The sequence below is a fragment of the Streptomyces sp. NPDC088785 genome (assembly GCF_044750685.1).
Lineage (GTDB): Bacteria > Actinomycetota > Actinomycetes > Streptomycetales > Streptomycetaceae > Streptomyces.
In genome coordinates, this window is the sequence record NZ_JBIVKH010000008.1 from 89,536 (window position 1) to 108,238 (window position 18,703).

Genomic DNA, 18,703 nt, shown 5'->3' on the forward strand with positions numbered 1-18,703 from the left:
GCACGGGCGGCACACGCCCCCGCCGGGGCGCGGGGAGCCGCGCGAGAAGCCCCACCGGCCCGCAGTCGTCGACGAACCGGCGACCCGCGACGGCGCCGAGGCACCGGCCCCCGCCCCGGGCCCGCTCCCCGATCGCCGCAGGGGCAGGAAAACGCCCCGACGAACCCTGGACTGAGCTGACACCCATGTTCAAAACCGCCCTGCGCAACGTGTTCGCGCACAAGGCCCGCCTCCTGATGACGGTCCTCGCCGTCATGCTCGGCGTCGCCTTCGTCAGCGGCACCCTCGTCTTCACCAACACCATCTCCTCCGCGCTGGAGAAGTCCTCCGCCAAGGGCTTCGACCACGTCGACGTCGCGCTGACCCCCGGCTCCACCAAGGCCGAGGGCGACCGGGTCGGCAAGGAGCGGAAGCTGACCGACGCCACCCTGAAGACGGCGCGCGACGTGCCGGGCGCCGCCTCGGCGACCGGTGTCGTCAGCGGCTACGCGGCCGTCGCCGACCAGGACGGCAAGCTCGTCGGCAACGGCTTCTCGACCAGGGGCGGCAACTACGCCGGCACCCCGGGCCACGAGGACACCCGCTATCCGCTGGCCCGCGGCACCGCACCGCACGGCGCCCACCAGGTGGCCCTGGACTCCGAGACGGCGGCGCGCGCCGGGTACAAGGTCGGCGACCAGGTCCGGATGTCCGTCGACGGACCCGTCCTCACCCCGACCCTGACCGGCGTCTTCACCACCGACGACGGCAACGTCGCGGCCGGCGGCTCGCTCGCCCTGTTCGACACGGCGACCGCGCAGCGGCTCTTCCACAAGCCCGGCGCGTATGACGAGATCGACGTGCGGGCCGCGGCCGGCACCAGCCAGGACCGGCTGAAGACCCAGCTCGCCCAGGCGCTCGGCGACGACGCCGTGCACATCGAGACCGGCCGGCAGCTCGCCGACGACCAGGCCGAGCAGATCTCGGCGTCGATGAGCTCCATGAAGACGATGCTGCTGGTCTTCGCCGGGATCGCGCTCTTCGTCGGCATCTTCATCATCGCCAACACCTTCACGATGCTGGTCGCCCAGCGCACCAAGGAGCTGGCCCTGCTGCGCGCCGTCGGCGCCTCCCGCCGCCAGGTCACCCGGTCGGTGCTCCTGGAGGCGTTCGTCGTGGGCGCCGTCGCCGCCGTCACCGGCCTCGCGGTCGGCATCGGCATCGGCGCCGGGATGCGCGCGCTGATGAACGGCACCGGCGCGGTCATCCCGGACGGCCCGCTGGTCGTCTCGGCCGGCACCGTGGTCTCCGCGCTCGTCGTCGGCGTCGTCGTCACCATGCTGGCCGCCTGGCTGCCGGGCCGCCGCGCCGCGAAGATCCCGCCGGTCGCCGCGATGAACGCGGTGCACGCGGCCCCGACCGCTAAATCGATGGTGCTGCGCAACACGCTCGGCGCGCTGGTCTCCGCCGCCGGCGTCGCGGCCGTGCTCGCCGCGACGACGATGAGCGGCGACTCCGGCCAGGCCCCCATGGGCCTCGGCGCCGGCCTGCTCGTCATCGGCGTCTTCATCCTGACGCCGCTGCTGTCGCGCCCGCTGATCGCGGCGGCCGCCCCGGTGCTGCGCGTCTTCGGCATCTCCGGCAAGCTCGCCCGCCTGAACTCGGTGCGCAACCCGCGCCGCACCGCCGCCACCGCCTCGGCCCTGATGATCGGCCTGACCCTGATCACCGGCCTGACGGTGATCGCGGGCAGCGTCCAGGGCGCGATCGACAAGATGGCCGCCGACTCCATCAAGGCGGACTACGTCGTCTCGATGGCGAACGGCAACCCGCTCTCCCCCGACGTCCTGAAGACCCTGGAGCGCACGGACGGCGTCACGGCCGGCACCGGCCTGACCAACTCGCCCTCCCGGATCGACGGCAGGACCGAGTACCTGACCGGGGTCGACGGAAGGACCATCGGCGAGCTGGCCGCGCTCACCATGGACAGCGGCCGGTTCACCGTCGGCGGCGGTGACGTGGTCGTCGACGACAAGACGGCGAAGGACCACGGCTGGAAGGCCGGCTCCGCCTTCACCACGACCTACGAGGACGGCCGCAAGCAGCGGCTGACCGTCGCGGGCGTCTACGAGGGCAACGAGATGATGCGGGGCGTCCTGCTCGACTCCGCGACCCTGGACCCGCACATCGACGGCGCCGCCACCGACCTCCAGGTGATGGTGAAGATGTCCGGCGGCGCCACCGAGGCCAACCAGGACAGGCTCACCAAGGCCCTCGGCGAGAACCCCGCCATCCAGGTCCAGGACAAGCAGGACATCTCCAACCAGATCGCTCAGATCTTCACGCTGATGCTGAACATGCTCTACGGCCTGCTCGCCATGGCGGTGATCGTCGCCGTCCTCGGGGTCATCAACACCCTGGCGATGTCGGTCTTCGAGCGCCAGCAGGAGATCGGGATGCTCCGCGCCATCGGCATCGACCGCAAGGGCATCAAGCGCATGGTCCGGCTGGAGTCCCTGGTGATCTCCCTGTTCGGCGGCGTGCTCGGCATCGGCCTCGGCGTGTTCTTCGGCTGGGCGGCCGGCCGGCTGATCGGCAACGCGATGTCGACCTACGCACTGATCCTGCCGTGGGGCCGGATGGGCCTCTTCCTCGCCCTGGCCGCCGTGGTCGGCATCCTGGCGGCCCTGTGGCCGGCCCGCCGCGCGGCCCGGCTGAACATGCTGGCGGCGATCAAGTCCGAGTAGCGGACCGCGCGCGTACGCGACAGGGGGCGCCCGGTGCTGCACCGGGCGCCCCCTGTCGCGCGCGTACGGCCGCGCCGGTCCCTAGTTCCAGGTCCGGGCCCGCAGCGGCATCCCCGACGCGCCGTCCGGCGGGGTCTTCACGGCGAGGATCTGGTTGACCCCGATCCGGTTGCGCTCGAAGCTCAGCGCCGAGGCCGCCATGTACAGCCGCCAGATCCTGGCCCGGCCGGGGGTGACCAGCTGCTGGGCCTCGGCCCAGCGGGCCTCCAGGTTGCGCACCCACTGGCGCAGGGTGAGGGCGTAGTGCTCCCGGATCGCCTCGATGTCGCGCACCTCGAACCCGGCCCGCTCCAGGAGCCCGGCCGTGCTGCCGACGGGCGCCAGCTCCCCGTCGGGGAAGACGTAGGCGTCGATGAACTCGTCGACCTCGTACGCCGACTCGTCGCGCTGCGGGCGGCGCGCGATCTGGTGGTTGAGCAGCCGGCCGCCCGGCACCAGGAGGGCGTACAGATCCTGCGCGTACTCCAGGTAGCGGTCGGCGCCGACGTGCTCGGCCATGCCGATGGAGGAGATCGCGTCGTAGGGGCCGTCCCGCACGTCCCGGTAGTCCTGCACGCGGATCTCGACGCGGTCGGTCAGCCCCTCGTCGGCGACGCGCTTGCGGGCGAACGCGGCCTGTTCCTGCGACAGGGTGACGCCGACGACGCTCACCCCGTGCTCGCGGGCGGCGTGGATGGCCATCGACCCCCAGCCGCAGCCGACGTCGAGCAGCCGCATGCCGGGCTCCAGGCCGAGCTTGCGGGAGATCAGCTCCAGCTTGTCGCGCTGGGCCGATTCGAGGGTCGCGCCGGGCGACTCCCAGTAGGCGCACGAGTAGACCATCGAGGGGCCGAGCACCAGCGCGTAGAAGTCGTTGCCGACGTCGTAGTGGTGGCTGATGGCCTTCCTGTCGCTGCCCTTGGTGTGCAGGTGCAGGCGGCCCTTGCGGCGCAGTTCCTCGGCGGGCGGCGCGGGCGGCGGGTAGGGGCCCGCCAGCTTCACCAGCTCGCGCGCGCCGGCCCGGACGGCCGGGTCCCGCAGCGCCTCGGCGAGGCTCCTGCGCGGGGCGTCGTCGTCGTGCTCCCAGATGAGCTCCGCCATGGCGTCCAGGGCGGCGTACAGGTCGCCCTCGACGTCCAGGTCACCCGCCACCCAGGCGCGGGCCAGACCGAGTTCGCCCGGCTTCCACAGCAGGCGGCGCAGGGCGCGCCGGTTGCGGACGACGAGGGCGGGGGCGTCCGGGGGGCCGGCCTCGGAGCCGTCCCAGGCGCGCAGGCGCACGGGAAGTTCGGTGCCGAGCAGCTGCTCGGCGAGGTTCTTCAGCCGCTGTGCGGCGTGGGGCATGGCGCACACCTCCGTGATGTCGGAAGACACCGGAACGCCCCGACATCGCGGTCCGGTCCAACAGCAGGTAAACACCGACGGCCCGGCTCCGCAGTCCCGTGACCGGGTCACGGAACGGCAAAATACATGTAGCCACCACGTATTCCGGCGGGCCGCGACCCCCGCACGGCGCCCCGCCGCACCACCCGGCAACGCCGAAGGGACCGCCTGCACCACGGATGGCAGGCGGCCCCTTCGGGCTACGGACGGACGGCGGTTACGAGGCCTTGGCCTCGGCCTTCTTCTCCTCGGCCTTGGGGGCCTCGGCCGCGGCGGGCTTCGGCGCCGGCTTGGCGGCCTCGTAGAACTCCTCGCGCGGAGTCTCCAGGGCGCCGAGCGCGGTGATGTCGCGCTTCTGGAACATGTTGATCGTCCACTCGGCGATCACCCGGATCTTGCGGTTGTACGTCGGCATGGCCATGCCGTGGTAGCCGCGGTGCATGTACCAGGCGAGACGGCCCTTGAGCTTGATCTTCATCTTGCCCATGACGATCATCGCGACGCCCTTGTGCAGGCCGAGACCGGCGACCGCACCCTTGTTGGCGTGCTTGTACTCGCCCTGCGGGAAGCCGCGCATGCCCGAGACCACGTTGTCCGCGAGGACCTTGGCCTGGCGCATGGCGTGCTGCGCGTTCGGCGGGCACCAGGCGTTCTCGTTGCCGTTGGCGCGGCCGACGAGGTCCGGCACCTGGGCGTTGTCGCCCGCGGCCCAGATGTAGTCGGTGCCCTGCACCTGGAGGGTGGCGGCGGTGTCCACGTGGCCGCGCGGGCCGAGCGGGAGACCGAAGCGGGCGAGCGCCGGGTTCGGCTTCACACCGGCGGTCCACACGATGGTGTTGGCGTCGACCTCCAGGCCGTTGCTCAGCACCACGTGACCGTCGACGCAGGACGGCATCGTCGTCTTCAGGTAGACCTCGATACCGCGCGACTCCAGGTGCTTGCGGCCGTACGTGCCCAGGTCCGGGCCGACCTCCGGCAGCACCTTGTCGGCGGCGTCGACGAGCACGAAGCGCATGTCCTCGCGCTTGACGTTCTTGTAGAACTTGGCCGCGTCGCGCGCCAGGTCCTCCACCTCACCGATGGTCTCGGCGCCCGCGAAGCCACCGCCGACGAAGACGAAGGTGAGCGCCTTGCGGCGGATCTCCTCGTCGGTCGTCGACTCGGCCTTGTCGAGCTGCTCGAGGACGTGGTTGCGCAGGCCGATGGCCTCCTCGACACCCTTCATGCCGATGCCCGCCTCGGCGAGGCCCGGCGTCGGGAAGGTGCGGGAGACCGCGCCGAGCGCGATCACCAGGTAGTCGAAGGGCACCTCGTACGCCTCGCCGACGAGCGGGGCGACCGTGGCGACCTTGCGGTCCTGGTCGATGGTGGTCACGCGGCCGGTGAGAATCTCGGCTCCCGGCACAGCGCGTCGCAGCGGGACGACGACGTTGCGCGGCGAGATGCTGCCGGCGGCGGTCTCGGGGAGGAAGGGCTGGTACGTCATGTACGAGCGCGGGTCCACGACCGTGACGGTCGCTTCCGCGTAACGCATCTTCTTGAGGATGCGACGCGCTGCGTACAGGCCTACGTACCCACCCCCGACAATGAGGATCCTGGGACGCTCCGTGGTGCTCATGCCATCGAGTATCCACCCGAGTGGAGGGGGGTGCTCGTGCGCCCCTTCACAAGGTTCCCGCACCCCTCTGCTACACTTCGCCGCCCACGTGACCCATGTCATGGTCGCCCGGGGGAACCGCGCGGCGGCGCCAGTCGTTGCACACCCCTCTTGAGCAGCGACGGCGGGCATTCGGCGGCACTGGACCACCCCTCCGCGTCATCCGCCCGTAACACCCCTGGAACCCCCCGGACCGCCCTCGGTGGTGCCCCGCGCGGGCCCCGGACGGACCCGTGGGCCCGTAACGGCGTCCAACAGGGCCGAATTCCTTGTGAAGAACTTCACGAACTTTCCCGACGGAGTGTCGCCGAGGGGTGTCGCGACCCCCTCCAGGGGTGCTCAGACGCTGTGCGGCGTGCTCAGAAGTGGGGTCTCGCGGGCCGCGCGCTCCTGCCGCAGGCGCCACCAGGCGAGGGCGAATCCGACCCCCGCGAGGAGGGCGGGGACGGCCAGCTCGACGCTGAGGGACGCCAGCCAGTCCGGGTTCAGCGGCCTCGTGAGGCCACTGGTGTAGCGGCAGGTCGCCTGGGGCGGCAGAAAGCTCGGGTCGAGGGTCCGCGGCGCCTGCGTCCCCCAGTCCGCCCCGGCCGCGCAGGCCGACGAGGGCCCGGCGAGCAGCCGCCCGCCGGCCAGCGCGTAGCACCCGGCGAAGACCGAGCCCGTCACGAAGAACGCGGTGCCGGTGCGGCGCAGCTTGGCCGCCCGGGTCATGGGCACGACGTGGTCCGGGCCCGGGACCGGTTCGCAGCACTCCGCGGCCAGCGCGAGCAGCAGACAGCCCACGAGCCCCGCCAGGGCCAGCCAGGACAGCGCGGCGAGCGGCCACCGCCCGCCGACGGAGGTGACGTCCCCGCCGGCGAACTCGCAGACCGTGGCGGGCGGGAACGCCTGGTCGTGGATGTCGCCGAGCGCCCCGGAACCCGTGATCAGCCCCTGCGCGCACCGCTCGTGGAACTCCAGCATCCCGAACAGCGCGAGCCCCGAGCAGAGCACCAGGACACCGAGGCAGACGCCCGCCGCGCCCCACAGCGGACCGGTCCGGTAGGCGCCGTGCCGCGCCGTCGTCTCCCCCATGCGCGGCACCCTACAAGGGGGCCGCGCCGATGGCCCGGGGTCAGGCGAGGGACCAGGCGATGCCGTCGAGGATGTCGTGCTCGCTGACGACGACCTCGCGGGCCCCCGTCCACTCCATGATCATCCGCAGCACCAGTGCGCCGGAGGCGATCACGTCGACCCGGCCGGGGTGGATGACCGGCTTCAGGGCGCGCTGGTCGTGCGTCGAGGACAGCAGCCAGTCCGTCAGCCCGGCGACCTTCTCGTAGGGGATCCGGGAGTGGTGGATCGCCGTGGAGTCGTAGGCGTCCAGGCCGAGGGCCAGGGCGGCCACCGTCGTCACCGAACCGGCCAGGCCCACCAGGGTGCGCGCGGAGCGGATCGGCACGGTCCGGGTGACCCGGTCGAGGGCCTCGGTGATGTCGGCGCGGACGGCCCCGATCTGCTCGGCGGTGGGCGGGTCGGTGATCCGCCCGTCCTCGCCCACCAGGTGCCGCTCGGTCATCCGCACGCAGCCGATGTCGACGGAGAGCGCCGCGTCGACGCGCTCCGCGCCGACCACGAACTCGGTGGAGCCGCCGCCGATGTCGACGACCAGGAACGGGGTGTCGAGGTCGGCGCGGCCGGTCAGTTCCCTCGTCGCACCCGTGAAGGAGAACTGCGCCTCCTGCTCGCCCGTGATCACCTCGGGCTCGACGCCCAGGATGTCGAGGACGCCCCGGACGAACGTGTCGCGGTTCTCCGCGTCGCGGGACGCCGAGGTGGCGACGAAGCGGGTCCGCTCGGCCCCCAGTTCCTTGATCACGGCGGCGTACTCGCGGCAGGCCGCGAAGGTGCGCTCCAGCGCCTCCGGCGCGAGCCGGCCGGTGCGGTCGACGCCCTGGCCGAGCCGGACGATGGTCATGCGCCGGTCCAGGTCGGTCAGTTCGCCCGTCTCCGGGTTCACGTCCGCGACGAGGAGCCGGATCGAGTTCGTACCGCAGTCGACGGCCGCCACCCGGCTCACGCGTCCTCCTCCACGGTGCAGGCGCTCACGCACGGGCCCTTCTTCCACCACTCGGGCAGCATCGCGATCGCCTCGTCGCCGAGCGGGTTCACGCCCGGGCCCGCGGCCAGGGAGTGGCCGACCAGGACGTGCAGGCACTTCACGCGGTCCGGCATGCCGCCCGCGCTGGGGAAGCCCTCCAGGACCTCGATGGCGTCGCGGCGCGCGAGGTAGTCCTCGTGGGCGGCGCGGTACTGGCGCGCCAGCTCCGGGTCCGTCGTCAGCCGCTGCGTCATCTCCTTCATGACGCCGTTGGCCTCCAGCGTGCCGATGGCGGAGGCCGCGCGGGGGCACGTCAGGTAGTACGTCGTCGGGAACGGCGTGCCGTCCTCCAGACGCGGAGCGGTCTCGACCACGTCCGGGTTGCCGCAGGGGCAGCGGTGGGCGATGGCGCGCAGGCCGCGCGGCGGGCGGCCGAGCTGCTCCTTGAACGCGTGGATGTCGGCGTCCGTGGGCTCGGTGCGCTCGGTCTGGGGCGGGGGCGTGTCCATGACTTCCTGGGGTGTCTCTCGTGTGTCAGTTGGCTGCCTGGTCGGCCTTGTCGACGCCGTCCCAGACGTTCGAGTACCAGGCGCGCTCGGCCGGGCTCTGGTCCGGGCGGCCGGTGCTGGTGGCGCGCGCGTCGGGCACCACGTAGCCGGTCTCGCCCGGCATCACCATGTGCAGGCGCTCCCGGATCCGCTGCTCGGCGTACGCGTCGTCCTGCCAGCGCGCCTTCTCGTCGCGGAGCCGGTCGACGCGCTCCTCGGCCTGCCGCTGCTGGCGCTGGAGGTCCGCGACCTCGCCGCGCTGGGAGACGTATTGCCGCATCGGGTAGGCGAGCGCCACGACGAGGGTGCAGACGACGAGGGCGAGCAGGGCCGCGCGGCCGGTCAGCCGGGAGCGGCGCGCCTGGCGCCTGGTCTGCGAGCGGTAGACCCGCTCCGCGGTCTGCTCGCCGAGCAGTCGCAGGCGGGTCGCCGTGGAGAAGCGGGCCGAGTCGTCACGGCCCCTGTCTCGGAGCTTTCCCGGCATGGCTCCTCCGCCTCCCCGTCCGGCAGTGCTGTCTACGTGCGTACGTCCCCGCACACGGTACGGGACCGAGTGCGGGGACGTACGGAACTACTGCCTCAGCAGGCGCGGGGCCGGTCAGCCCTTGAAGCGCGGGAAGGCGCTGCGGCCGGCGTAGACCGCGGCGTCGTCGAGGATCTCCTCGATGCGCAGGAGCTGGTTGTACTTGGCGACGCGCTCGGAGCGGGCCGGGGCGCCGGTCTTGATCTGGCCGCAGTTCGTGGCGACGGCGAGGTCCGCGATCGTCACGTCCTCGGTCTCGCCGGAGCGGTGCGACATCATGCACTTGAAGCCGTTGCGCTGGGCCAGCTCGACGGCGTCCAGGGTCTCGGTCAGCGAACCGATCTGGTTGACCTTGACGAGCAGGGCGTTGGCCGAGTTCTCCTCGATGCCGCGGGCCAGGCGCTCCGGGTTGGTGACGAAGAGGTCGTCGCCGACGAGCTGGACCTTGTCGCCCAGCTTCTCGGTGATGACGTGCCAGCCGGCCCAGTCGTCCTCGTACAGCGGGTCCTCGATGGACACGAGCGGGTACGCGGAGACGAGCTCCTCGTAGTACTCGGTCATCTCGGCCGCCGAGCGCTCCTTGCCCTCGAACTGGTACTTGCCGTCCTTGTAGAACTCGGAGGCGGCGACGTCCAGCGCGAGCGCGATCTGCTGGCCGGGGATGTAGCCGGCCTCCTTGATCGCTTCGAGGATGAGGTCGAGCGCGGCGCGGTTCGACTCCAGGTTCGGGGCGAAGCCGCCCTCGTCGCCGAGGCCGGTGGACAGGCCCTTGGTCTTCAGCACCTTCTTGAGGGTGTGGTAGACCTCGGCGCCCCAGCGCAGGGCCTCGGAGAAGGACTCCGCGCCGATCGGGGCGATCATGAACTCCTGGATGTCGACGTTGGAGTCGGCGTGCGACCCGCCGTTCAGGATGTTCATCATCGGGACGGGCAGCAGGTGCGCGTTCGGACCGCCCAGGTAGCGGAAGAGCGGCAGGTCGGACGCCTCGGAAGCGGCGTGCGCGACGGCGAGCGAGACGCCGAGGATGGCGTTGGCGCCCAGCGAGCCCTTGTTGTCCGTGGCGTCCAGGTCGAACATCGCCTGGTCGATCAGGCGCTGCTCGGTGGCGTCGTAGCCGACCAGCTCCGGGCCGATCTGCTCGATGACGGCGAGGACGGCCTTCTCGACGCCCTTGCCGAGGTAACGGTTGGGGTCACCGTCACGGAGTTCGATGGCCTCGAAGGCACCGGTGGAGGCGCCCGACGGAACGGCAGCACGACCCGTGCTGCCGTCGTCGAGGCCGACCTCGACCTCGACCGTGGGGTTGCCTCGGGAGTCCAGGATTTCCCGGGCTACGACGACGTCGATGGACGGCACGAGCATCTCCTTCTGGGATGTGACGCGGACGGTGCGGGGCCGGTTGGTTCGGTCCCGCACCCTCTGAGCCTAACCGGCTCCGAGGCATCGGCCATCCGACCGCCCGGCCAGTGGACAACGCCCAGAGCGAAATGTTTCTTAACGGAACAAAGACAGCAGCCCCCGCCCGCTGCATGGGGCGGGGGCTGCTCAGGTGAGCGGCCCACCGGGGAGTGGGGACGGGGGTGCGGCCGGTGACCCGGCGTCCGCCGACGCCGGGCCCGCGGCACTCCCGCGCGGTCCTACTTCAGGTGGAGCTGCTGACCCGGGAAGATCAGGTCGGCGTTCTTGACGATGTCCTTGTTGAGCTTGAACACCTTCTGCCAGTCCGTGCCGTGCGCGTCGGCGATCTTGCTGAGGGTGTCGCCGGTCTTGACCTTGTACTCGCCGTCGCCCTTCTCGACCTTCTGGCCGGTGGGGGTGGTGACGGTGTCGCGCGACTGCGAGCGGGAGGCGGCCGAGGAGTCGGTGTGCTGCTCGGTCGACTTCTGCTGCTGCGGCTGGCTCTGCTGCGGCTGCTGCTGCTGCGGCTGGGACTGCTGGGTGTCCTGCTGGGGGGCCGGGGCGGAGTTGCCCGTGGAGGCGCCCGAGAGGCCCACGCCGCAGCTCGGCCAGGCGCCCTTGCCCTGCGAGGCGAGGACCTTCTCGGCGACCGAGATCTGCTGGGCCTTGGAGGCGCCCGCGGCGGAGGACGCGTACTGCGTGCCGCCGTAGGCCGCCCAGGTGGACGGCGAGAACTGGAGGCCGCCGGAGAAACCGTTGCCCGTGTTGATCGACCAGTTGCCGCCGGACTCGCACTGCGCGACCTGGTCCCACTCGGAGGCGGAGGCGGCGGAGGCCGAGGTGGCGCCCATCAGCGGGACGGCGACGGCGGCACCGGCGACACCGGCGAGCGTGGCGACACGGACGGCCTTGGACGGGCGGCGGTGCTTGCCCTTGCTGGAAAGCAGCATGGAGAGATCCCCTCACCGACGCCTACGAGGTGAGCTGTCGGGTTCGGGCCAGTGAGTGCCCGGCCGCGCATCCTTGTGCGCGGCTTAACCCCAAGCCGTCTCGGTCTCCCTCGACGGCGGCTTACCTGGGTCCCCCGCTCCTGCCTACGGCGCTTACGCGTCGACTGTTCCCGTACGGACGTTGGCAGGATTCGGCGTGACGTCCGTCGGGGCCCGCTGTGGCGAGCGGTCAGACCGTAAGCAGTGGATCCGCCCGATTTCAAAGACGATCAGGGTCTTTGAGACTCATGTCTCACTCGATCAAAAGCGGACATACAGGCCTCAAAGACCCCGTAACTCCCGCTACTTTTCGACCGATTCAGACCCAAGATCCAGACTCTGACCAGGGAGGATGAGGTTCGGGTCGGTACCGACCGTCTTCTGGTTCGCGTCGTAGAGCGCGGACCACCCGCCGGGCACGTTCTGGGCGTCGGCGATGTCCCAGAGGTTGTCACCCGAGCGGACCACATAGGCGTCGCCGTCGCGCCGCTCGTCGCGCGAGGCGTGACGGCCGTCGCCCGTACGCGAGTCGGCGCCGTCGTCGGTGGCGCGGTCGCCCCGGTGCCGGCCGCCCGCGGAGGCGTCGGCGGGGGCGGTGGAGTCGTCGGCGGCGGTGTCCGGGGAGTCCGGCGAGGCGGTGCCGGACGGAGCCGACGCGGCGTCACTCGCCCCGCCCTCCTCGCTGTTACCCGAGGTAGCGGCGGAGTCGTCCGCCGACGGGCCGTCGGACGGGCCGTCCGACGCCGCGTCCGACGCGCCGTCCGTGGCATCGTCCGACGCCTTGTCCGACACCTTGTCCGATGCGCCGGATCCGTCGTGATTCTTGTCTCCCGGATCCGCACTCGCGTCCGCGTCCGCGCCGGAGTTCGAACCCGAGTCCGAGCCGGAGTCCGAGCCGGAGTCCGTCCCGGCCGTCGCACCGCCGTCGCCGGGGGCCTTGGGGGTGGCACTCGCGCCCGGGTCGACGTCCGCCGAGCCGGCGCCCTGCGCCAGGCCGGCGGTGGCCGAGCAGCTCGGCCAGGCGCTCGGCCCCTTGGCGTCGAGGACCTTCTCGGCGACGGCTATCTGCTGCGAGCGGCTGGCCTGGTCGGCGCGCGGGGCGTAGTCGAGACCGCCGTACTCCTCCCACATCTCCTGCGAGAACTGAAGGCCGCCGTAGTAGCCGTTGCGCGCGTCCAGGCTCCACTGCCCGCCGCTCTCGCACTCGGCGACCTTGTCCCACGTGGTGGCCGTCGCCGCGTGCGCGCCGGTGGCGCCGAGCAGCGGGATCGCGATGGCGCTGCCGGTGACCCCGGCGGCGACGACGAGAGCAGGGGCCTGGCGGGGGCGACGGTGTCGACCGTTCCCGGAGAGCATGCGGTTGCCTTTCGCGAGACTGATACAGCTGCACGCGACAAGGTGGATGCGTGGTGCCTGTTGTGCGTGTGTCGCGATGACTGGTGAACGTAGCGGGACTCGAACGCTTGTCACAAGTCGATGCAGCGTAGATCACGCCTCCATCACAGATTTGACACAACGTCAGCTTTCGGGGGTCTGTGGGCCGTCGTGAACTGTGCGGTGAATGGGCCCCGTTCGCGGCTTTCCGGGATGCCGACAAACCATCCCGTGCCGCCCGCGCGCACGGCGCCGAGTGGCACCGGTCACACGCGTTCCCGCTGGCCGGACCGCCTCCGGGTACGGTCGGGATGTGAACACCGCGCCCGCCCCCGAACTCTTCACCTGGGAGTTCGCCACCGATCCGTATCCCGCCTACGCCTGGCTGCGCGAGCACTCCCCCGTGCACCGCACCACCCTGCCCAGCGGCGTCGAGGCGTGGCTCGTGACCCGGTACGCGGACGCGCGTCAGGCGCTCGCGGACCCGCGGCTGTCGAAGAACCCGGTGCACCACGCGGACGACGCGCAAGGCAGGAGCAGGACCGGCATCCCCGGCGAGCGCAGCGCCGGCCTGATGACCCATCTGCTGAACATCGACCCGCCGGACCACACCCGGCTGCGGCGCCTGGTCTCCAAGGCGTTCACCCCGCGCCGGGTGGCCGAGTTCGCGCCGCGCGTGCAGGAACTGACGGACGGCCTCATCGACGGCTTCGCGGCGCGCGGCAGCGCCGACCTCATCCACGAGTTCGCCTTCCCGCTGCCCATCTACGCGATCTGCGACCTGCTCGGCGTCCCGCGCGAGGACCAGGACGACCTGCGGGACTGGGCGGGCATGATGATCCGTCACGGCAAGGGGCCGCGCGGCGGCGTCGCCCGCGCCGTGAAGAAGATCCGCCGCTATCTCGCCGACCTCATCCACCGCAAGCGCCTCGGCGACGGCGACGACCTGATCTCCGGCCTCATCCGCGCCTCCGACCACGGCGAGCACCTCACCGAGGACGAGGTGGTGGCGATGTGCTTCGTGCTGCTGTTCGCCGGCTTCGAGACGACCATCAACCTGATCGGCAACGGCACCCACGCCCTGCTGCGCCACCCCGGGCAGCGGGCCGTCCTCCAGGACGCGCTCGCGCGGGGCGAGCACGGGCTGCTGGAGACGGGCGTGGAGGAGCTGCTGCGCTTCGACGGGCCGGTGGAGATGGCGACCTGGCGGTACGCGACCGAGGACCTGGAGATCGGCGGCGTCCCGGTCGCCGTGGGCGACCCGGTGCTCGTGGTGCTCGCGGCGGCCGACCGCGACCCGGCCCGGTTCGACGCCCCCGACACCCTCGACCTGGCCCGCCGCGACACCAAGCACCTGGGGTACGGGCACGGCATCCACTACTGCGTCGGCGCCCCGCTCGCCCGGCTGGAGGGGCAGACGGCGCTGGCGACCCTGCTGACCCGGCTGCCGGACCTGCGGCTCGGCGCGGACCCCGCCGAGCTGCGCTGGCGCGGCGGGCTCATCATGCGGGGGCTGCGGACGCTGCCGGTGGAGTTCGCCCCCCGCTGAGCGCGGCCCTACGCCCCTACAGTCCCCCGGCCCCCGGCCCCCGGCTACAGTCCCTCGGCGCCGCGCACCGCGTCGCGGTAGGCGCGGGCCGCCTCCCTGAGCGCCGCCTCCGGGTCGACGCCGGACGCCTCGGCGCGCAGGGCGAGCGCCAGCAGCTCGTGGCCGACGCCCTCCCCCGGCGGCACCGGCACGTCCAGGCCCGCCGTGCGCACCCGCGAACCGAGCTTCGCGGCGAGGGCCAGGCCCGGCTGGCCGACGGGCACGCCGTCCGTGACGGAGGCGCGCCGCTTCGACTCGGCCTTCCTGCGCAGCCAGATCTCCCGGACCTCCTCGGGGGTGGCCGCGCTCTCGTCGCCGAAGACGTGCGGATGGCGGTGGATGAGCTTGTCGACGATGGCGCCCGCGACGTCGTCGACGGAGAACGGCTCCTCGGGGTCCTCCTCGGCGATCCGGGCGTGGAAGACGACCTGGAGCAGGACGTCGCCGAGCTCCTCGCGCAGCTCCTCCCGGTCGCCGGTCTCGATCGCCTCGACCAGCTCGTACGCCTCCTCGATGACGTACTTCGCCAGGTCCTCGTGGGTGCGCGGCGCCGACCACGGGCACGCGTCGCGGATCCGGTCCATCACCTGGACGAGGTCGAGGAGCCGGGCGCCCGGCAGGTCGTAGGAGCCGGGGAGGAGTTCGAGGGACGGCATCGCGACGCGGCCGGAGCCGGCCAGCGCCGCCAGGCCGTCGGTGAGGCCGCGGTCGCCCTGCGCCGTGGTCAGCACGACGACGGTGCGCCCGCCGTCGGCGCAGCGCTCGACGAGGTCGCGGGCGGCGGGCGTCGCGAGGGCGACCTCGACGCCCGCCTCCTTCAGATAGGGCAGCTGCGGGTGCGCGGGGTCGGCGCACAGCACGTCGTCGGCGGCGTGCAGGACCTGCCAGGCCTGCCAGGACAGCAGTCCGGGGGCGACCCGGTGGCTGGTGGTGAGCAGGACGACGCGGCCGGCGTCGGGAGTGGTGTCGTCGTTCACGCCCCCGAACGTAACGCAGGCCGCCGCCCGGCCGCGCCCCGCGCCCGGCACGGCGCCGGGCCGCGGGCCCGCGGCGCGGCGCCGCTACGCCGTCTGCTGCTGGTCCGCGGGCGCCTCGCGGGTGACCTGGGTCAGCCACGGGGTCTTGGCGTCGACCCGGCCCACGGTGCCGGTCCTGGTGACGCCCCAGCTGCCGTAGCGGGGGTTCAGGTCGATGTTCAGCTCCTTGGAGGCCCGGGAGAGGGCCTTCCAGAAGGCGGCCTGGCCCGCGGGCGTCCGGGTGTCGACGCCGAGCGACGTGGCCAGCTTCTGCGCCTCGATCTCGGTGCGCAGCGACTCCGTGAGCCGCTTGGGCGGCACGTTGTACTGCTGGAGCCAGGACGTCTCCAACTGCTTGGCGCCGCCCGCCTGTTGTTCCAGGCCCGCCCGCATCTGCTGCATCTCCCTGCGGGAGACGGAGACCCCGGCGTCGGTGGCGGCGCGGTGCAGCACCCGGTCCAGGACCATGGTGTGCAGGGTGTTGCGGGTGAGGCCGCCCGACTTGGCGACGGCCTGCTCGTACTGCGCGCCGCCGTCGGTGGCGTCCTGCTGCGCCCGGCGCACCTCGGTCACCCGGCTCTCCAGCTGGGAGACCGTGATGCGCTGGCCGCCGACGACGGCCGCGGCTCCGGGGTGCGCCTCGCTTCCGCAGGCGGTGAGGGCGGGGATCGCGGCGATGGCGGCGGTGGACAGGACGAGCGCGGTGCGGCGGCTGTTGCGGCGGTGCAAGGTGGGCCTCCCTGCGGCGAGTTTGTGCGTCGGTGCACAAAGTCCGGCGATGATGATGTTAGGAGGTGGCCGATGCCTCGGCCACCTATTCGACAACGATTCGCCGCGACTTGAGGTACTGAGCCGCCGTCAGCCGGTGCCCGCGCTCCGGTGCGCGGGTGGCCCGGGGCCTTTCGCTAGGAGCCCAGCGCCGCGGTCACCTTCGCGGCGAGCCGCTTCGCCGTCGCGGCGCCGTCGTCGTGGCCGTCCGTGGACATGACCGTGACGACGTCGGTGCCCTTGCGGACCGCGATCAGGGTGGTGCCGTTGGTCCAGGTCGGGTCGGTCAGCGTGATGGTGTACGCGCTGTCGCCGAGGCCGTCGGTCGCCGCTCCGGCCACCGTGACCCGGGACTTGGTGTCCGCGTCGCGGTAGGCGGGGCAGGCGGCGACGACCTTTTCGAGGTGCCGCATCACGGTGCCGGCCGTCGCGCCGCGGAAGGTGTCGATCTCCTGGGCGATGTCGACGGAGGAGTCGGCGTCGACGTAGTCGTTCTGCGCGAAGGAGACGCCCTCGTCGCCGGTGAGCGCGATCCAGCTGGTGCCGCCGAGCTTGGTGCAGTCGGGGTGGGCGAGCGCGGCCGGGTGGGCGGCCTGCTTCTGGTAGGTGTCGCCGGTGTCCCGGGCCGCGGACGGGTCCAGGGAGTAGCCGGAGCCGAAGAACGCGGCGGGTGCGAGCGCCTTCTTCAGCCGGGCGCCGGTGGCCAGGCCCGCGTCGGGGTCCTTCGCGCGGCCGGAGGAGGCCGCCGGCGCCTTGGCGTCGGTGCTGTCGTCCGGGCCGCAGGCGGTCAGGGCGAGCGGGAGGGCGGCGGTCGCGCAGAGCAGGACGGCGGCACGGGTCATGGAGCGCATGGGGGTGTTCTCGGTGTTTCTCGTGAGACAGGAATACGCGGATGCTCCAGCAGTCCCCGGCGCGGTGAGGGCCGGGGCGGGGCATGCCCGGGGACGGGGCAGCGCACTGCGAGCCAGCTGATCATGCCGGGTGGTGTGCGGAACAGCCAGCCCACTGACAGTTCTTGACCGGTGGATGACCGGTTCTTTGCCGCTCAGCCCCTGACCTGGCCGAGCCACTGGAGGGTGCGCCGGACCTCGTTGGGGAACGGGTGGGAGGGGCCGTGCAGGCGCTCCGCGTCGTGCAGCAGCCGGACCAGGGTCTCCTGGGCGGCGCCCCGGTCGCCGACCGCGAGCAGCAACTGGCCGATGCGGCGGCGCACTTCGAGGGCGAGCCGCAGGTCCGTCGTCGCGTACTGGTTCTCGTAGTACGGCAGCAGGGAGCGGTACTCGGCGAGCGCCGCGGCCGGTTCGCCGAGGGCTTCGAGGCACTGGGCGACCTCGTAGCGGAACTGGAGGGACCGCGGGTCGGCGTGGCCCGCCTCGGCGGCCCGTTCGTCGGCGAGGCGGCGCAGTTCGGGCAGGGCGCGGCGGTACTGGCCGTCGTCCATGAGCGTGGCCGCGTACTGCTTGCGCAGGGTGCGCACGACGGGCGAGTGCTCGCCGTGCTGGGCGGCCGCGGCGGGCAGGATCGCGCCGAGGATGTCGACGGCCTGGGTGATGCGGCCCTCGCCGAGGAGCCGCTTGACCTCGTCGACGGCGCGGGCCACGTCGGGCCGGTCGCCCTGGACGTCGGAGCCGGCGGGCTGCGGCGCGGGCGTCACGGCCCGGTCGGGCCACGGGGCGTGCGGGCGCAGGAACGGGCGGGTGGGGTCCAGCGGGCGGCCGGTGGGCACGCCCCGCGCGGGCAGCAGCGGCAGCAGCTCCTCGTACGTCTGCTGGGCGGACGCCGGCCGGTGCTGCGGGTCCTTGGCGAGCAGGCGCAGGACCAGCTGCTCCAGCGCCTCGGGGACCTCCGGGCGCAGCCGGCGGACCGGGACCGGGGCCTCGTACAGATGGCGGTGCAGGATGCCGAGGGCGGTGGTGCCCGCGAACGGGACGTCGCCGCTGAGCAGTTCGTGGAGCAGCACCCCGAGCGCGTACAGGTCGGTGTACGGGCCGACGGCGCCGCCCATCGCCTGCTCGGGTGCCATGTACGCGGGCGTGCCGATGGGTGAGCCGGTGTGGGTGAGGCGGGTGGTGTCGGTGTCGAGGACGGAGGCGACGCCGAGGTCGAGGACGGTGACGGTGCCGTCCTTCTTCACCATCACGTTGCGCGGCTTGAGGTCGCGGTGGACGATCGGCACCGCGTGCACGGCCGACAGCACGGCGCACAGCTGCGCGGCGACCGAGACCGCCCACGGCCACGGGTACGGGTCGTGCTCGGCGAGGTGGTCGGCGAGGTCGGAGCCGTCGACGTACTGCATGACGAGATAGAGGAACGAGGCCCCGCCGGTGCCCTCGCCGCCCTCGGTGCCGGCGTCGTGCACGGTGACCAGGCCGGGGTGGTCGACCTGGGCCGTGACGCGGCACTCGCGCAGGAAGCGGCGGCGCAGCTCCTCGGCCTCGGCGCCCGCGACCCGGTCGGGGCGGACGAGCTTCACCGCGACGCGGCGGTCGAGGCGCTGGTCGTACGCCGTCCAGACCTGGCCCATGCCGCCCTGGCCGATGAGCGAGGAGAGTTCGTAGCGCCCCGCGATGAGGTGGCCGCCGGCGGTGGGCAGGCCGGGGTGCGCGGACAGAGC

The 18,703-nt window shown here is 72.5% G+C and carries 15 protein-coding genes and 1 riboswitch; of the genes, 2 read left to right on the forward strand and 13 right to left on the reverse strand.

Translation table 11 applies throughout. From position 1 onward, the window contains the following. Window positions 1–185 precede the first annotated feature (185 nt). Window positions 186–2,726: an ABC transporter permease gene (locus ACIP5K_RS22440; protein WP_401411992.1), complete on the forward strand. Its 2,541-nt coding sequence runs from the start codon at window positions 186–188 to the stop codon at window positions 2,724–2,726. Window positions 2,727–2,807: 81 nt separating this feature from the next. Here ACIP5K_RS22440 and ACIP5K_RS22445 read toward each other — a convergent pair whose 3' ends face one another. The 9 genes from ACIP5K_RS22445 to ACIP5K_RS22485 all read right to left on the reverse strand — a co-directional run bounded on the left by ACIP5K_RS22445 (window position 2,808) and on the right by ACIP5K_RS22485 (window position 12,699). Next, window positions 2,808–4,109 (reverse strand): class I SAM-dependent methyltransferase, encoded by a 1,302-nt coding sequence (locus ACIP5K_RS22445; protein ID WP_401411993.1) that lies wholly within the window; start codon window positions 4,107–4,109, stop codon window positions 2,808–2,810. A 256-nt stretch (window positions 4,110–4,365) separates the two neighbouring features. Then, the gene (locus tag ACIP5K_RS22450; protein ID WP_401411995.1) at window positions 4,366–5,766 is read right to left on the reverse strand and encodes an NAD(P)/FAD-dependent oxidoreductase; all 1,401 of its coding nucleotides are present in this window, start codon (window positions 5,764–5,766) and stop codon (window positions 4,366–4,368) included. A gap of 378 nt (window positions 5,767–6,144) precedes the next feature. Then, window positions 6,145–6,879 carry a hypothetical protein gene (locus tag ACIP5K_RS22455; protein ID WP_401411997.1) on the reverse strand — a complete coding sequence of 245 codons (735 nt, stop codon included), beginning with the start codon at window positions 6,877–6,879 and terminating at the stop codon, window positions 6,145–6,147. Window positions 6,880–6,919: 40 nt separating this feature from the next. Beyond that, on the reverse strand, window positions 6,920–7,864 hold the full coding sequence (locus ACIP5K_RS22460) for an exopolyphosphatase (protein ID WP_401411998.1): 945 nt from the start codon (window positions 7,862–7,864) through the stop codon (window positions 6,920–6,922). After that, window positions 7,861–8,394 (reverse strand): DUF501 domain-containing protein, encoded by a 534-nt coding sequence (locus tag ACIP5K_RS22465; RefSeq protein ID WP_401411999.1) that lies wholly within the window; start codon window positions 8,392–8,394, stop codon window positions 7,861–7,863. Before ACIP5K_RS22465 ends, ACIP5K_RS22460 begins: the two co-directional genes overlap by 4 nt. A 25-nt stretch (window positions 8,395–8,419) precedes the next feature. Beyond that, window positions 8,420–8,917 carry a septum formation initiator family protein gene (locus ACIP5K_RS22470; RefSeq protein WP_401412001.1) on the reverse strand — a complete coding sequence of 166 codons (498 nt, stop codon included), beginning with the start codon at window positions 8,915–8,917 and terminating at the stop codon, window positions 8,420–8,422. A 114-nt stretch (window positions 8,918–9,031) separates the two neighbouring features. Continuing rightward, the gene (gene eno, locus ACIP5K_RS22475) at window positions 9,032–10,318 is read right to left on the reverse strand and encodes a phosphopyruvate hydratase (RefSeq protein WP_207827959.1); all 1,287 of its coding nucleotides are present in this window, start codon (window positions 10,316–10,318) and stop codon (window positions 9,032–9,034) included. A 275-nt stretch (window positions 10,319–10,593) separates the two neighbouring features. Further along, entirely contained in the window at window positions 10,594–11,304 is a 711-nt protein-coding gene (locus ACIP5K_RS22480) for a transglycosylase family protein (protein WP_401412002.1), read from the reverse strand. A 4-nt stretch (window positions 11,305–11,308) separates the two neighbouring features. Beyond that, window positions 11,309–11,466: riboswitch (cyclic di-AMP (ydaO/yuaA leader) on the reverse strand. 180 nt (window positions 11,467–11,646) lie between these two features. Continuing rightward, a complete protein-coding gene (locus ACIP5K_RS22485) occupies window positions 11,647–12,699 on the reverse strand; it encodes a transglycosylase family protein (RefSeq protein ID WP_401412004.1) in 1,053 nt (350 codons plus the stop codon). A gap of 331 nt (window positions 12,700–13,030) precedes the next feature. Between ACIP5K_RS22485 and ACIP5K_RS22490 the strand changes: the two genes are divergently transcribed. Then, window positions 13,031–14,266, forward strand: coding sequence for a cytochrome P450 (locus tag ACIP5K_RS22490; protein WP_401412005.1), 1,236 nt, complete (start codon window positions 13,031–13,033; stop codon window positions 14,264–14,266). A gap of 44 nt (window positions 14,267–14,310) precedes the next feature. On the opposite strand, the gene ACIP5K_RS22495 is transcribed toward ACIP5K_RS22490, so the two are convergent. The 4 genes from ACIP5K_RS22495 to ACIP5K_RS22510 all read right to left on the reverse strand — a co-directional run bounded on the left by ACIP5K_RS22495 (window position 14,311) and on the right by ACIP5K_RS22510 (window position 18,700). Then, a complete protein-coding gene (locus ACIP5K_RS22495; RefSeq protein WP_401412007.1) occupies window positions 14,311–15,282 on the reverse strand; it encodes a nucleoside triphosphate pyrophosphohydrolase in 972 nt (323 codons plus the stop codon). A gap of 84 nt (window positions 15,283–15,366) precedes the next feature. After that, entirely contained in the window at window positions 15,367–16,050 is a 684-nt protein-coding gene (locus ACIP5K_RS22500) for a SurA N-terminal domain-containing protein (protein WP_401412008.1), read from the reverse strand. Between the two features lie 176 nt (window positions 16,051–16,226). Beyond that, window positions 16,227–16,940: a hypothetical protein gene (locus tag ACIP5K_RS22505; RefSeq protein ID WP_401412009.1), complete on the reverse strand. Its 714-nt coding sequence runs from the start codon at window positions 16,938–16,940 to the stop codon at window positions 16,227–16,229. Between the two features lie 194 nt (window positions 16,941–17,134). After that, a complete protein-coding gene (locus ACIP5K_RS22510) occupies window positions 17,135–18,700 on the reverse strand; it encodes a protein kinase (RefSeq protein WP_401412286.1) in 1,566 nt (521 codons plus the stop codon). Window positions 18,701–18,703 lie beyond the last annotated feature (3 nt).

Coding starts and splice junctions, on each gene's coding strand:
- ACIP5K_RS22485 (WP_401412004.1), bottom strand. CDS start 12,699: ATGCTCTCCGGGAACGGTCGACACCGTCGCCCCCGCCAGGCCCCTGCT.
- ACIP5K_RS22445 (WP_401411993.1), bottom strand. CDS start 4,109: ATGCCCCACGCCGCACAGCGGCTGAAGAACCTCGCCGAGCAGCTGCTC.
- ACIP5K_RS22470 (WP_401412001.1), bottom strand. CDS start 8,917: ATGCCGGGAAAGCTCCGAGACAGGGGCCGTGACGACTCGGCCCGCTTC.
- ACIP5K_RS22505 (WP_401412009.1), bottom strand. CDS start 16,940: ATGCGCTCCATGACCCGTGCCGCCGTCCTGCTCTGCGCGACCGCCGCC.
- ACIP5K_RS22480 (WP_401412002.1), bottom strand. CDS start 11,304: ATGCTGCTTTCCAGCAAGGGCAAGCACCGCCGCCCGTCCAAGGCCGTC.
- ACIP5K_RS22440 (WP_401411992.1), top strand. CDS start 186: ATGTTCAAAACCGCCCTGCGCAACGTGTTCGCGCACAAGGCCCGCCTC.
- ACIP5K_RS22455 (WP_401411997.1), bottom strand. CDS start 6,879: ATGGGGGAGACGACGGCGCGGCACGGCGCCTACCGGACCGGTCCGCTG.
- eno (WP_207827959.1), bottom strand. CDS start 10,318: ATGCTCGTGCCGTCCATCGACGTCGTCGTAGCCCGGGAAATCCTGGAC.
- ACIP5K_RS22465 (WP_401411999.1), bottom strand. CDS start 8,394: ATGGACACGCCCCCGCCCCAGACCGAGCGCACCGAGCCCACGGACGCC.
- ACIP5K_RS22450 (WP_401411995.1), bottom strand. CDS start 5,766: ATGAGCACCACGGAGCGTCCCAGGATCCTCATTGTCGGGGGTGGGTAC.